The organism is Paenibacillus provencensis (genome assembly GCF_042678545.1).
GTDB classification, from domain to species: Bacteria; Bacillota; Bacilli; order Paenibacillales; family Paenibacillaceae; genus Paenibacillus; species Paenibacillus provencensis.
Genome location: NZ_JBHTKX010000003.1, coordinates 243,162 through 257,936 on the forward strand (window position 1 = coordinate 243,162; position 14,775 = coordinate 257,936).

Consider the following 14,775-nt stretch of genomic DNA (forward strand, 5'->3'; position numbering starts at 1 on the left):
ACTAAAGCCGGGCTAAACCTCTGCCGATAAATTATATGGATGAATCATATTCATCATCGAAAGTGTTTTGAATTTGATTCTGATTTTACAAAATTGATATTTCTGGAAAGCTGTACGCATGCTTTGAATATGATACAATAGAAGTGTGGTTCAAAAAGAATCATTTCGGGTATTCAAAATGACAGGTACCTGTTTAAGTCAGGGTTTCCCGGCCTGAAGCTAATTATAGCTGCACACACTTCTTCATGGTATCACTTAGATCTTTTTTTCTACGGATTCTCTAAACGGAGCATTTACTTTTGAACGTTTTGGGAGGGAGTTATCATGGCAACAAAAGGTCATAATGAGGTCAAAGAAAGTTTACGAGAAATGACTCGGATTTTCAGGCCGAAGGATCCTAAAAAATTCGTGAAGGAGTATGTGAAAAAATACCGGATAACAGGAGGGTATGAAGAGGAGCTTACACTCGTTGTCGAGCGTGAACTGACAAGACTGGATTCCTCAGTCTCCTGATTCTTCTTTAAGTCACTACTGTAATCAAGCATCTGAATATACTGTTCTTATTTGAATAGAACCGCCCGCCTGTGAATGGAATGCAGGAGAGGCGGTTTTTTTTGTGCTCTATTATGCATATACATGGTGTTAGCGCCACAGCGGGAAGGGGCTGACCTGTAGATGTCTGTGATCCTGAAGTCGAAAGAGGAAATCGGGTACATGCGGGAGGCAGGGAGGATACTTAAAGCTTGCCATCGAAAGATCGAATCCATGCTTACGCCAGGAATAACGACCAAAGCAATCGATAACTTTGTAGAGGGTTTCCTTGCCGAACAGGGTGCAACGCCGGAACAGAAGGGATATAAAGGCTATCCCTATGCGATATGCGCTTCAGTGAATGAAGTTGTATGTCACGGCTTCCCTTCCAATAAGGCACTAGTGAATGGAGATGTAGTGACAATTGATATGGTGGTCAACAAGGATGGCTGGCTTGCAGACTCCGCCTGGACTTATGCGGTAGGGAAGACGGATTCCAAGACAGCGAGATTTCTGAAACGGACGGAAAAAGCAATGCACCGAGGGATTGCTGCAGCAATGCCGGGTAAGACCGTAGGCGACATCGGTTATGCCATCGAAAAATGCGTGAAGCCTTGGCGCTATGGGATTGTTAAGCCGCTCGTCGGGCATGGGATTGGACGCATCATCCATGAGCAGCCTGATATTTTTCCTTATGGCAAGCCAGGTCAAGGCATCCGGCTTGAAGAGGGGATGGTGATCACGGTAGAGCCTGTTCTGACCATGGGACCGACGGGTGCCGTGCACTGGGAGGACGACGGCTGGACAATTCGATCTGCAGATGGCAGTATCGGGGCCCAGTATGAGCATACCGTGGCAATTACGAAGGATGGTCCGCTTCTGTTGACCGACTGAGCGACACATCGCTTATCCTGTCATGGCAAGATAGCTTCTGCTTCTTAGAAACCCGCTTCTGTAGAGGAACGGGTTTTCTTTTGTGGTAAATGATGGATGGAATTAGAAATGAGATGGGATTTCATGTGCTGAGGTGGCAAAAAAGAGAGATGCATTCTATAAATGGATTGCTAGAGTTGTCAGTAATTTATTTGCACTAAAATACATAAAAAAGCAGATTGCCAAACTTGCTCGAAACCTCCCGTATTATCCGTAATTTGGAAGAAAACAATGAGATAACTCCCAACAATTTAGTCGTGTAATCGTTAACAAACATAATAATGACGCGGGTTCTTAGACTTTTTGAACAATTTGTGAACATATGTCTAAAGATTGACAAAAACAGGGGGGCGACTTATATTTAATAAGTGATTGTATTAATTTACAGGATTACAACAAAGGTGCTAGAGCAGGTAGAATACTCGCTTTTTGGAACCGGATGGTAATCAGCGAAATTGGGAAAAGTGGGGTAGATAGGTGATGAAAAGGTGGCGGCACGGAAAAAGAATCCTCCTATTGCTGGCAGCATTCTCATTGTTATTGTCCGCTTGCGGCCGTGAGGATTTGTCTGTATTGAGACCGCAGGGTCCCGTAGCACAGGGGCAGCTAGATTTAATGAAGCTTGCCATAACGATCATGGTCGTCGTGCTCCTTGTGGTGTTTGCGATTGCGGCCTTTGTATTGATCAAGTTCCGGCGGAAGCCAGGACAGAATGAAATTCCTGAACAGGTGGAAGGTAATCACAAGCTGGAAATTATATGGACCGTTATTCCTCTCGTGCTTGTCATTATACTGGCTGTTCCGACCGTTCAGCAGCTCTCCGCATTAGGCAAGGACTACACCAAAGACGAAAACGCCCTTCAGGTTAAAGTGACCGCTCACCAGTACTGGTGGGAATTCAGCTACCCTGATCTCGGTGTGACGACCGCACAAGACCTCATTATTCCAACCGATAAGACGATTTCATTTGTACTTGAAAGTAATGATGTAATTCACTCCTTCTGGGTACCGTCCCTGGCAGGCAAGATTGACACGAACTTTGACGGAACCCTGAACAAATTCCATTTTTCTGCACCGAATGAAGGCGTTTACCGCGGGAAGTGCGCTGAGCTGTGCGGACCCTCCCATGCATATATGGAGTTCAAGGTTAAGGCTGTCAGCCAAGAAGAATTTGATAATTGGGTGACCGCGATGCAGGCGCCGGCTGTTCTGCCTGAAGATGAGCAGCTTGCCGAGAAATTTAAGTCTGCCTGCCTTAGCTGTCATGCAGTGGGCGATCAAGGTGGTCCTCTGGGTCCGAATCTTACAGGGATCGGCGGCAGGGAATCCATTGCCAGCATGCTTCTGAATGAACGTGAAGGTCAGGAGGGAGCACCTGTAGAGGAGAACCTCAAAGAATGGCTTCATGATCCGCAGGCAATCAAACCGGGCAATGAGATGCCGTCTCCGGCAGAGCTCGGTCTCACCACCGAAGAGGTCGATGCTATAGCCGAGTATTTGGCTGATTATAAGCTGGATTATGAAACGAACAGTGCGGATTGAGAAGGAGGTACTTGAACTTGGCTCACGCTCATACGGTTAAACGGTATACAGGTATTATGGATTGGCTGACTACCGTTGACCATAAAAAAATCGCGATTCTTTACTTGACAGCAGGCGGCTTGTTCTTCGGAATCGGCGGGATTGAAGCCATTCTGATTCGTCTTCAACTGATCATTCCCTATAATGGAATGCTGTCTACCCAGACATTTAATGAAATGATTACGATGCATGGGACGACAATGATCTTCCTCGGCGTTATGCCGATCATATTCGCACTGATGAATGCAGTGCTTCCGCTGCAGATTGGGGCAAGGGACGTTGCGTTTCCATTCCTGAACTCGCTCGGCTTCTGGACGTTTCTGTTCGGGGGATTGCTTCTTAATCTGAGCTGGGTCATGGGCGGTGCTCCGGACGCAGGCTGGACCTCCTATGTTCCGCTCGCAAGCACGGAGTACAGCGGCACGCACGGTGTTGATTTCTACACCATCGGCCTCCAGATTGCTGGTCTTGGTACGCTGATCGGGGGAATCAACTTCCTTGCCACCATTATTACGATGCGTGCACCGGGGATGTCATTTATGAGAATGCCGATGTTTGCCTGGACGACATTTATAACATCTGCAATTATCCTGTTTGCCTTCCCAGCCATTACGGTGGGTCTTGTTCTATTAACCTTTGACCGTATTCTCGGAGCTAACTTCTTCGATGTTGCAGGCGGAGGTAACCCGGTATTATGGCAGCATATTTTCTGGATCTTCGGTCACCCTGAAGTATATATCCTGATTCTGCCGGCATTCGGTATCATTTCCGAAGTCATTCCGACCTTCTCCAGAAAGAGATTGTTCGGCTACAGCTCCATGGTATTTGCGACAATTCTAATTGCGTTCCTTGGCTTCATGGTATGGGCGCATCATATGTTCACCACAGGGATGGGGACAGTAGCGAATGCCCTGTTCTCGATCTCGACAATGCTGATTGCGGTGCCTACAGGAATCAAAATATTTAACTGGCTGTTTACGATGTGGGGCGGACAGATCCGGTTCACAGCAGCGAATATGTACGCTATTGGCTTTGTACCTACCTTCGTTATGGGTGGGGTAACCGGCGTCATGCTGGCCTCTGCACCTGCAGATTTTCAATTCCATGATACATATTTCGTTGTAGCGCATTTTCACTATGTCATTGTGGGTGGACTTGTACTCGGCCTGTTCTCCGGTCTGCACTACTGGTGGCCGAAGATGTTCGGACGGGTACTTGCTGAGGGACTCGGCAAGATCACATTCTGGATCTTCATTATCGGCTTCCATCTCACGTTCTTCGTTCAGCACTTCCTCGGTCTGATGGGGATGCAGCGCCGGGTTGCAACCTATGCACCGAATCAAGGCTTTGACATGCTGAACCTGATCAGTACCGTTGGTGCACTCATGATGGGTGTAGGCGTGATATTGTTCCTGGTCAATATTGTTAAGACTTCGCTCAAGCCAGCCGATGCTGGGAATGATCCTTGGGAGGATGGACGAACACTGGAATGGAGCATTCCTTCTCCTCCGCCGGAATACAACTTTAAACAGACTCCGCTCGTACGCGGGATTGATGCCTACTGGAAAGAGAAGATGGCAGGTCATTCAGAGATGACTCCGGCAGAACCGGTGGGACCGATTCATATGCCTTCAGCGACAATATTACCGTTCCTTATGTCCGTCGGTATCTTCATCGCGGGTCTCGGTCTGATGTTTACGAATGATGATTTCGGTAATGGAATTATGAATTTTATGTTCAATAACTATATTGTCGTCATTATTGGTCTGGGGATCACCTTTGGTTGTATGATTGTCCGCTCACTCTATGATGACCATGGATGGCATATTGAGCCTGAGGAACTGGAAGATAAGGGGGCAAAAGCATGACAAACCCACACGCAGAAACTGTAAATGGTCAGCTGCCTCATGAACCGGAAAAAGCAACGCTCGAGGGCCGCAACAAGATACTCGGCTTTTGGCTGTTCATGGGTGGGGAAGCGGTTCTGTTCGGTACGTTATTCGCGACCTTCCTGGCGCTTCGCAACCAGACATTGGATGGACCGACGGCAAATGATCTGTTTCATCTTCCTTTGGTTGCAGCGGCAACCTTCACTCTGCTGGTGAGCAGTTTGACGAGCGTATTTGCGATTCAGGCGATGCATAAGCATAACGTTAAGGCGCTCATTAGCTGGCTCGGCGTTACCATTCTGCTCGGACTTGTCTTTCTTGGTATCGAAATTTATGAGTTCTATGAATATGTGGTTCATAAGGAATTTGGCATGACAACGAGCGCGTTCAGTTCGGCATTCTACACGCTGGTCGGCTTTCACGGGGCGCACGTTGCCTTTGGTCTAGGCTGGATCGGACTTCTCATTGGACAGCTGTACAAAAAAGGATTAACGGTCGTAACTGCACCGAAGATTTACGTGTCAGCCATCTACTGGCACTTTATCGATGTGGTCTGGGTCTTCATCTTTACGGTCGTGTATCTGCTTGGGAAGGTGGTTTAATCCATGGCGGGTAATGGTCAATCAAGCTCGGGCTCGGAGGGTGTTAAGCATCGCCATCGTCCGGAGGGGCCGGAGAAGCATATTGTTGCCTTTATCTTCTCTATCGCGCTTACTTTAATTGCATTTGCTGCAGTGGCCGCTGGCGGCGTGAATAACACATTTACAATTATTATTTTGCTGGTCATGGCTGTGCTTCAGGTCATTATTCAGATGGCATATTGGATGCATATGAAGGATAAAGGGCATCTGATCCCGCTCATCTTTATGGCATTCGGATTCTTCGTGGCCTTTACGGCCATTATTACCGCCTTATTGTGGATGTGGTGGTAAGTAAGGCAAGAAGGCGGCGAATCTTTCGCCGCCTTTTCGAATTTTCGTAAAGCCAATCATTACCATTCTTCTACGCGGAGTAAGGCAAGGGGAGGAGAAGCATGCTCGGTCTACAATATTTCAGCTTTAATGATCTGTGGAGCCCGCTGTTCTTGGCTATTATGATTATGATGACAGCACTATACTTTGTTGTTATCGGCCCGATGGCCGAGAAGGCAAAGCTAAGCGAGAAGGCAACGACACAGCAACAAGTGATGTTTCTATGCGGGATGTTCATCTTGTATATGGCGCAGGGCGGCCCAATAAGCTTGTTTGGTCATACGATGTTTACTTTCCATATGCTAAGCATGGCGTTATCCTATATTGCAGCACCACCTCTAATTATGAGAGGAATTCCGGCATGGGTCTGGCGTAAATTGCTGGATTATCGTCCTGTCCGGTGGTTTTCTTTTCTCGCGAATCCGATTGTGGCGGCACTGCTGTTTAATGGATTATTCTCCTTCTACCACATTCCGGTGATCCATGATTATGTCATGCTGAATTTCGCTGTGCACCGGCTGTATTATGTCGTTTTGTTCGTCACAGCCATGCTAATGTGGGGATCGCTCGTGCATCCGATACCGGAGCGGGACAGGGGGTCGGGATTACACAAGATCGGCTATATCTTCCTCAACATGGTGCTGCTTACACCTGCTTGTGGACTGATCATCTTCGCCTCCGAATCCATCTATGAGACCTACAGCAATCCAAATGCTTGGGTGGCCGCGATGGGATACTGCGTATCACCAGAAACGCAGCTTCGTCTGCAGGGTCTCGGAGGACCTTCGTTCTTTAATTTTCTATCGACAGCACAGCAGGATCAGCAGGTCGGCGGCATTGTAATGAAGATGATTCAAGAGCTGATATTCGGCGTCATGCTGGCGTATGTGTTCTTTCAATGGTATCGGAAGGAAAGTCAGGAGGATGACGAGAATATTCCTTTACAAGTATCTGGCAGGACTGAAGTATAAAGGTATATAGGGCAGATTGATCACTGAGCATTTAAGTAACGACGACAAGCAGGTGAAGACTCGAGGGGGAAGAGACATGGACTTAGATTTCATACTGCCAACACTAAGCACCGCCTTTATAGTCATCAGCGCGGTGCTGGTAGGGATTGGCTGGTATCTCATCGTAAAGGGAAGAAGGCACGCACATAAGAACATGATGATTGCCGGGGCATGGGCAGCGATCCTGTTTTTTATCATCTATTCATCCCGTACCTTTATTGTTGGTAACACCTCTTGGGGTGGGCCAGATGATTTGAAGCTGTTCTATCATGTATTTTTGATTTTTCATATTATTTTAGCCACAGTGGCTGCTGTATTCGGGATCACAACCCTTGTCTGGGGCTTCAAGGAGAAATATGCGAAGCATCGTAAGCTGGGGAGAGTGACCTCGGTGGTCTGGTTTTTTACAGCCATTACCGGAGTTGTCGTCTATACGCTGCTCTATGTGATGTATCCGGGCGGTCATACGAAGCCTGTGTGGGAAGTCATTATAGGTGCTTAATGAAGAAATTAACTAGATTAAATATTCATATCTTATAGTATTTATCAGGTTAAACTTATACTTGTGATAGAACAGCATACCAATAACGTAAAGACGCTGTTGGTATGCTTTTTCTATAGTCGGATATTAAGAAGTTAGAAGTATGGATCATGCCAAAATCAACATTGTTTTATGGAGAAAATACTTATCGCATAAAATGCGAAGTGCATGCAATTATACAAAATCCTGATCCATCAAACTGTGGGCGATTTGAAGTGAATTCCACGCAGCCCCCTTCAGCAGGTTATCAGAAACAATCCACAGATGAAATCCATTAGATATATCGGGGTCCTTGCGGATTCGGCCGACGAATACATCGGGGCTTCCAGCCGCTTGTAATGGTGTGGGATACAGCTGCTCTGCAGGGTTATCCTGTACGACAACACCCGGTGATTGGGACAAGAGCTCACGCAGTTCGCTCACAGACGCAGGAGCTGCAAGTTCAATGTATACAGACTCCGAGTGGCCGGTGACGACAGGAACGCGGACGCAGGTTGCAGCCATTTTTAAGAAGGGCAGCTCCATGATTTTTTTCGTCTCATCCATCATCTTCTGCTCTTCGAAGCTGTAGTCATTGTCCGTAAATACATCGACTTGGGGCAGAACATTAAATGCAATTGGATAATGCTTCTGATCCTTCTTAGCAGGCAGGAGGTTGGCTTCAACAGGCTCTCCATGGAGAGAGGCTTGGGCTTGTGACAGCAGCTCCGTTATTGCCCCGACGCCTGAACCGGAAACGGCCTGATAGGTGGAAACGATAATGCGTTCGAGACCGTAATTACGAGCAATGGGTGCAAGAGCAGTTACCATCTGCAAGGCTGAGCAGTTCGGCACGGATACGATGCCTCGGTGGGTCTTCAGTACATGCGGATTGACCTCGGGAACAACTAACGGAACTTCCTTATGCATACGGAATTCACTTGTATTATCGATAACGATCGCTCCGCTTCTAACCGCAATAGGCACAAATACTCGCGACACCTCACCACCTGCACTAAAGAAGGCAATATCGACATCTTCAAAACTGGACTCTGTCAGCTCCTCGCATTGAAGTTCTTCCCCACGAAATGAAACAAGTTTGCCTGCAGATCTCCGAGAGGAGAGCAGCTTCAATTGGCTGATTGCAAAATGTATGTCTTGTTCAAGCAGTTCTTTAATTTTGGTTCCGACAGCTCCGGTTGCGCCGACGATGGCTACATGATACTCGGTTTTTTTCATGGATAAGTGGTCCTCCTCATCTCTTGATTTCATTCATTGTAATACAGCGGATGGTATAATGATCATCAGAAGATCCGATAAGGTTGTTCGTAAAGGATGAATAATCATCGTAAAGCTCGATAGATAAGGAGCACCACTATGGATATCAAGCATGTCAAAACATTTTGTGCCGTGGTCAAGCATGGTGGCTTCTCCAAAGCGGCAGAAGCGCTTAGTTATGCGCAATCCACCGTTACGATGCATATTCAGTCCCTGGAGCATGATTTGGATCTGCGTCTGTTTGACCGACTTGGCAAGAAGACGATTCTTACTGAGCCGGGGGAACGATTTTACCAGTATGCGATAGAGCTGCTTGTCATATATGAGAAGGCGAAGGAGATATCCAGAGAGAAGCATGAAGTAGCCGGAAGCCTGAGCATTACAGCTAATGAGTCGGTTGCTGTATATCTACTGCCCGGGATCCTAAAGAAGTTCAAAGAACGTTATCCGAAAGTGAACATCACCATCGAAGCTTCATCTGGCGTTAATGAGCTGCAAAGGCTGAGAGAAGGCGAGACAGATATTGTTTTTCGAATTGGAGAGCAGCTGGAATATGATGGGGTGAGGACCGTATTGCTTCGTCAGGAGGAATTTGGCTGGATCCTGCCTGAGGGTCATAATGACCAGAATTACAATCAATTGCTGCAGCAATATCCTTTTATATATACAGAGCCGGAGTGCAGCTACCGTAAGCTGGTTCACGGGGTTCTGATGGAAAATGGAGCCGCTCCTGAACGCACATTGGAGAGCTCGAGCATCGAGGTCATTAAACAATCCGTTATGGCTCATCTGGGAATAGCTATACTGCCGCATATGGTCGTGAAGGATGCAGAAGATAAAGGACAGCTTATCTACCGGGAGATCCAAATGCCAACGAATATATACAGTCAGGCCTATTATCATGGAAGCAGGTGGCAGTCACCAGTGCAGAGAGCATTTGTTGATGTGCTGCTGAGGGAATTTGCTGTGCTTGTGAGTGATGAGTAATATTGGCCGTAAACAAATGTAAAGAATGTGACGGGAGAGGCGTGCACATTCTTTTTCTTTTTTTCTATAAAAGAGGTTGACTTGGCATGAGTTTAGTTTGTATAGTGTGTATAAAGATATATACAGTAATCACACCTGTAATGGTGAGGGGGATATACAGCATGAGTACGAGAGTATGGAAGCAAGCTTGGTGGATGACGAGGAAGGAATTAGGACGTGATTGGTCTCATTGGATCTGGACTCTCTTGTTCACAGCTTATGCGGCAATCATGTGCGTCGCCTCCATGCATGAGGCTATGAAGGATAAAGGCTATACGTTAATGGGAGATAACTTTTTCCTTATTTTCGTCCCATTCTTAGGCTTTTTCTTCTCAAGAAGGTCCTTTCGTTATTTACAGGAGGATTCCTATACACAGATGCTGGCTTATATGAGACGGATACCTGTACCGGCGGACGCCATTCTCTTGAATCGAATCATTCAAATGCTGATTACGTTTGTTATTAATGGGACGGCATTCTTCAGCCTGATCTATGTGGCGGCACTTCGAGGAGAGGAATTTGGACTATCCGGGGTCCTGGCTTTTGCAATGATGTGGATTGGGTATGGGCTGTTTATTAACTCGATCTACATCTACTGGGAATTTAATGTTAGTGGCAAGCGATATTTTGTTCAAACGATGGCTCTAATGCTCTTCACTCTGCTTGTATCATTGGTTGCTGCGATGTTCGACTACAATTTGATTAAAATTACACTTCAGCAAAGTGCTGCTTATGGTTTATTATCGCCGATGATGTGGGGAATACTGCTCATCGCTGCAGCCAGTCTCACGATTAGCTTCAAGTTGACTCGCAGACGAATGTTAATACGGGATTTGAGTTAAGGAAGCAGGACGGAGAACGAACAAATGAGAACAATGATGAATGAATCTATACAGGCTGAGGGGGTGCGCCACCTGTGAATATACCAATTCAAATTAATGAAAACAGCGCGGAGCCCTTGTACCATCAGATTGAGAGTCAGTTACGTTCACTGATTATTTCCGGTCAGGTTAAGGAGGGAACACTATTGCCGTCTATTCGTGAATTTGCGGGCAGTCTTAGCTGCAGCGTGATTACGGTGCGAAGAGTGTATCAGGATTTGGAGAATGAAGGACTTCTCCGCACGAAGCAAGGCACCGGTACCTTCGTAGCTGAAGTCGGGATGAAGGAGCGGGATGAGTTCAAGCTGACAGCAGTCAAGGATGCGCTTGTCCAAGCGGCGAAGGTGGGCATCTCTGTTGGCAGTACGAAGGAAGAGATGACCGCATGGTTCAATGAGGTCCTCAGTGAGCTCTACGATAACAAGGAGGAGAAGCAGCCATGACCGAAGCTCCGGTAATATCGATGCAAGAGGTGTATAAGTCCCGCAAAGAGAAGACGATCGGCCCCATTAACCTGGAGCTGGAAGAGGGTTATATCTATGCCTTAGTAGGACATAACGGTTCGGGCAAGAGCACCCTGCTTAACATGCTGCAAAAGGTGGTCCTTCCCGATACGGGACGAATTCTCTGGTATGGAAGTGAAGTAGAAGGTGAGCTTCCGACAGAATTACGGGAGAAGATGAGTTCAGTAACCGAGCAGTCCATTCTGGATGAAGATCATATGACGGCCATGGAAGCGGCTGAATTTCGAGCTTATTGGTACCCCGATTGGAATCAAGCCCTGTTTGAAGAGCTGCTCAGTAAATTCGAGGTTCCTCGTAAATCCAAGCTGAAGAAGATGTCAAAGGGAGAGCGCAGGAAGTATGAATTAGCAGCGGCGCTTGCAGTACAGCCTAGACTGCTTATTCTGGATGAACCTTCTTCAGGACTGGACCCTTTTTCCTGGAAGCTAATGATTGCAGAGCTTCAGCGTTATATGGATCGAGGGAATACGACGGTTATTATAGCGACACATATTCTGGACGAAATTCGGCGTCTCGCTGACTATATTATTCTCATGCATAAAGGGCAGACACTCGGCATGGTGGAGAAGGATCTGCTGCTGGATAGCTGGAGAGAAATCTGGTACGAGGGTGATATAAAGCCAGGGCATCTGCCAGGCATTGTGGATTGGTCAGAGGAAACCAGTCGCCTGAGGAGAATTGTTACAACGCATACAAGCGATGTACTGGAGATTCTAGCGGAAACGGGGATATCACCGGTGAAGACCCGAATTCTCGAGCTGGATGAAATATTGGCTTACTGGATCGAAGGATACGGACCAGCAGGCTGGGAAACGAAAAAGGGGGAGGAAATATAATGAATCGACTTGAACTAAGCCAGGTAGTGAAGCAGTACGGTGACAAAACAGCTGTAAACAGGGTAACGCTGAACGTAGCAGAGGGAGAGATTTACGGGTTGCTCGGCGCCAACGGTGCTGGCAAGACAACAACCATGCGCATGGTGCTGGGGCTGATCTATCCGGATGACGGAGATATTCTGTACAACGGTAAGAAATACAATCCTGAATTGCAGCACATCATGGGTTATCTCCCGGAAGAGAGAGGGATGTATCCGAAGGTCAAGGTTAGTGAACAGATTAACTATCTGGGCAGACTGCGCGGTATGAATGCGAAGGATGCAGATCAGAGCCTGCGGTACTGGCTGGAGCGGTTTGAAGTCCCTGAGTACTACGATAAACGGATAGAAGAGTTGTCCAAAGGGAATCAGCAGAAGATGGGCTTTATCGCAGCAGTCGTTCACCGTCCGCAAATTCTGATTCTGGATGAAGCGTTCAGCGGACTTGATCCGGTTAACGTAGAGCTTCTCAAGGCGACGGTCAAGGAGCTTCGGGACGAGGGGACCTCGATTCTGTTCTCAACTCACCGGATGGAGCATGTAGAGGAGCTGTGCAAGAATATTACGATTCTTCATCGTTCCAACACCGTCGTGCAGGGGAATATACAGGAGGTCAAATCACGGTATCCGCGCGAGCATGTGCGTCTTGTAACAACGGATAGAGTGACTGGACTTGAGAACGTGGCAGGCGTAACTCGTGTTGAAGAAATGGAGAAGGGATATCTGATCACGATTGCATCCCCGGATGCGGCTCAGCTGATCCTGCAAAAGGCGCTTCAGGAATCGACGGTAGAGCACTTTGAGATTAAAGAACCTACGCTAAACCAAATCTTTATCAAGGAGGTAGGAACCGGACATGAATAAACTCGGGACGATTATCGGTTTTACATACAAGCAGAAGGCCAAGACGAAGGCTTTTAAAATAACGACATTGGTTCTAGCTATCCTGATGACCATCGGGATGAATATCCCTTATGTGATCGATATGTTTTCAGGTAATGATGGGGACAGTAGTGGAGGGAATGCTCCAGCCGATATCCCGGCTATTGGACTTGTCGTTGGTGAACAGCAGGAGTCGGCTCAGGCACTTGAGGAGTTTGTGGCCAGTCAGCAGGTTCCGGCTCTTCGCTTCCTATCCTATGAGCAGGCGGATGCGCCGGAACTGAAGACGGACCTCGCGGATGAAGTGATTGAGGGATATGTTGAGCTGCATGCTGCAGGAGACGGTACGTCACCAATGGCTACCTATTATTCAGAAGATGCGAATCCGTCCCCGGCAGTAATGACAACCATTCAAACCGGATTGCAAAATGCTAAGACGAAATCGATCGTGCAGGATGCGCTGAGTCCTGAGCAGATTGAGGCGATTAGCGTACCGGCTGTCGTTGATATTCAGGAAGTAAATGTGGAAGACGATACTGCAGCTGGTGCTGGAGCAGGTGCGGATGCAGAGAGTGCAGCTGTCGATTATGTATTCGTCTATGTTCTAATGATTCTGTTCTTCTTCTCTATTATTATGACCGGGAACATGATTGCATCTGAAATTACGGCAGAGAAGAGCTCGCGCATTATGGAAATTCTGATTACGAGTGTAGCCCCGCTGACCCAAATGTTCGGTAAAATCATCGGGATCTTCCTGTTAAGCTTGACTCAGATCGGAATCTTCGGGCTTGTGATCTTCGGAAATCTGATGCTGCCACACAATATCGAGCTGCTTCGCAGTATTGATATTGACTTGTCTGCCATGAATCTGGATGTACTGATCTACGGATTCTTGTTCTATATTCTTGGCTTCTTCCTGTACGCGGTTCTGTTCGCGGCGATCGGTTCCATCGTCAGCCGTACAGAGGAGCTGGGTCAAGCGCTAACGCCAATGACGATGCTATCTCTAGTCGCATTTTATATCGGAATCTTCAGCCTTGGAACGCCGAACAGCCTGCTGGTTCAGATCTCAAGCTTCGTTCCATTCACTTCACCTACGGTTATGATTCTGCGTATTGGAATGGGAGAAATTGCGGTATGGGAAATCTGGGTATCGCTCATCCTGCTGGTTGCCTCCATTCTGGTCTTCGGCTGGTTGTCGGCCAAGATCTATCGTACCGGGGTGCTGATGTACGGCAAACGCCCAAGCATCAAGGAGCTTAGAAAAGCAATGAAGGCATATAAGATTTAGTGGTGTCATAAGCAGAAGGCATAGATCCTAGATTGTCACCGTAAGTAAAGGTATGTTGAATGCAGCTAATAATTATTCAGACAGAGAATTTTCATTTGATGCTATCTCACAATATGAAGCCATAAATTCAAAGAATTTAATGGATTACTTAAATAACAAGATTAAGACTGTCAGGGATTTAAGTGAGAGGAAGTTAGAAGATGTTGCTGTAACTATTACATTTGATTCTCCTGTTGATTTTTCCATAAATAAAATAACTTATAGATACTAACAATTTGAATGTTTGCTCGTTGAGATCGAAGCCGTCGCAGTGAAGTAATGTTCTATTACTTCTTTTATGTCAAAGTAGTAACAGGGAAGAAAGATAACCAGGGAGCAGACTGCCGCGGGTAGCCTGTTCCCTTTTTTATTGAAGTAGGCGCCATATCGTGGATGTCGTTAAGTTAAACATTCCTGTTAAGGCTAAGAAATCGTCTTTGCCAAAAAGGAGCGCCCCGGTATGATGGATTTGTCCAAAGGTTCAAAATGCAACACCATTAAGGAGAGGAGCTCTTATCATGAAGTTTAAACAATCGCAAAAGCAA

The 14,775-nt window shown here is 46.9% G+C and carries 15 protein-coding genes; 14 read left to right on the forward strand and 1 reads right to left on the reverse strand.

The features are described 5' to 3' along the window. The first annotated feature begins 324 nt into the window (after positions 1-324). From ACFQ3J_RS19835 to ACFQ3J_RS19870, 8 genes are all read left to right on the forward strand, one after another. Entirely contained in the window at positions 325-513 is a 189-nt protein-coding gene (locus tag ACFQ3J_RS19835; RefSeq protein WP_091159567.1) for a hypothetical protein, read from the forward strand. Between the two features lie 162 nt (positions 514-675). Further along, positions 676-1,425 (forward strand): type I methionyl aminopeptidase, encoded by a 750-nt coding sequence (gene map, locus ACFQ3J_RS19840; protein WP_251583794.1) that lies wholly within the window; start codon positions 676-678, stop codon positions 1,423-1,425. A 516-nt stretch (positions 1,426-1,941) separates the two neighbouring features. Then, positions 1,942-3,006 carry a cytochrome c oxidase subunit II gene (gene coxB / locus ACFQ3J_RS19845; protein WP_091159570.1) on the forward strand — a complete coding sequence of 355 codons (1,065 nt, stop codon included), beginning with the start codon at positions 1,942-1,944 and terminating at the stop codon, positions 3,004-3,006. Positions 3,007-3,062: 56 nt separating this feature from the next. Further along, entirely contained in the window at positions 3,063-4,913 is a 1,851-nt protein-coding gene (gene ctaD, locus ACFQ3J_RS19850) for a cytochrome c oxidase subunit I (protein WP_379293745.1), read from the forward strand. Then, positions 4,910-5,536, forward strand: coding sequence for a cytochrome (ubi)quinol oxidase subunit III (locus ACFQ3J_RS19855; RefSeq protein ID WP_091159572.1), 627 nt, complete (start codon positions 4,910-4,912; stop codon positions 5,534-5,536). Before ctaD ends, ACFQ3J_RS19855 begins: the two co-directional genes overlap by 4 nt. Before the next feature lie 3 nt (positions 5,537-5,539). Continuing rightward, a complete protein-coding gene (locus tag ACFQ3J_RS19860; protein WP_091159574.1) occupies positions 5,540-5,866 on the forward strand; it encodes a cytochrome C oxidase subunit IV family protein in 327 nt (108 codons plus the stop codon). 101 nt (positions 5,867-5,967) lie between these two features. Continuing rightward, complete coding sequence (ctaG, locus tag ACFQ3J_RS19865) at positions 5,968-6,876, forward strand: cytochrome c oxidase assembly factor CtaG (RefSeq protein ID WP_251583795.1); 909 nt, start codon at positions 5,968-5,970, stop codon at positions 6,874-6,876. 76 nt (positions 6,877-6,952) lie between these two features. Then, the gene (locus tag ACFQ3J_RS19870) at positions 6,953-7,417 is read left to right on the forward strand and encodes a DUF420 domain-containing protein (protein ID WP_091159577.1); all 465 of its coding nucleotides are present in this window, start codon (positions 6,953-6,955) and stop codon (positions 7,415-7,417) included. Between the two features lie 213 nt (positions 7,418-7,630). Here the strand turns inward: ACFQ3J_RS19870 and ACFQ3J_RS19875 are convergent, their stop codons facing one another. Beyond that, positions 7,631-8,674 (reverse strand): aspartate-semialdehyde dehydrogenase, encoded by a 1,044-nt coding sequence (locus ACFQ3J_RS19875; RefSeq protein WP_251583796.1) that lies wholly within the window; start codon positions 8,672-8,674, stop codon positions 7,631-7,633. Positions 8,675-8,812: 138 nt separating this feature from the next. On the opposite strand from ACFQ3J_RS19875, the gene ACFQ3J_RS19880 reads away from it, so the two are divergent. From ACFQ3J_RS19880 to ACFQ3J_RS19905, 6 genes are all read left to right on the forward strand, one after another. Beyond that, the gene (locus ACFQ3J_RS19880) at positions 8,813-9,700 is read left to right on the forward strand and encodes a LysR family transcriptional regulator (RefSeq protein ID WP_251583797.1); all 888 of its coding nucleotides are present in this window, start codon (positions 8,813-8,815) and stop codon (positions 9,698-9,700) included. Between the two features lie 161 nt (positions 9,701-9,861). Continuing rightward, complete coding sequence (locus ACFQ3J_RS19885; protein WP_091159583.1) at positions 9,862-10,581, forward strand: hypothetical protein; 720 nt, start codon at positions 9,862-9,864, stop codon at positions 10,579-10,581. Positions 10,582-10,655: 74 nt separating this feature from the next. Next, complete coding sequence (locus ACFQ3J_RS19890; RefSeq protein WP_251583798.1) at positions 10,656-11,063, forward strand: GntR family transcriptional regulator; 408 nt, start codon at positions 10,656-10,658, stop codon at positions 11,061-11,063. Next, positions 11,060-11,980, forward strand: a complete 921-nt coding sequence (locus tag ACFQ3J_RS19895; RefSeq protein WP_251583799.1) for an ATP-binding cassette domain-containing protein — start codon at positions 11,060-11,062, stop codon at positions 11,978-11,980. Before ACFQ3J_RS19890 ends, ACFQ3J_RS19895 begins: the two co-directional genes overlap by 4 nt. Then, positions 11,980-12,882, forward strand: coding sequence for an ABC transporter ATP-binding protein (locus ACFQ3J_RS19900; RefSeq protein ID WP_091159587.1), 903 nt, complete (start codon positions 11,980-11,982; stop codon positions 12,880-12,882). The genes ACFQ3J_RS19895 and ACFQ3J_RS19900 overlap by 1 nt, the downstream gene beginning before the upstream one ends. Further along, positions 12,875-14,191, forward strand: a complete 1,317-nt coding sequence (locus ACFQ3J_RS19905) for an ABC transporter permease (protein WP_251583800.1) — start codon at positions 12,875-12,877, stop codon at positions 14,189-14,191. The genes ACFQ3J_RS19900 and ACFQ3J_RS19905 overlap by 8 nt, the downstream gene beginning before the upstream one ends. Positions 14,192-14,775 lie beyond the last annotated feature (584 nt).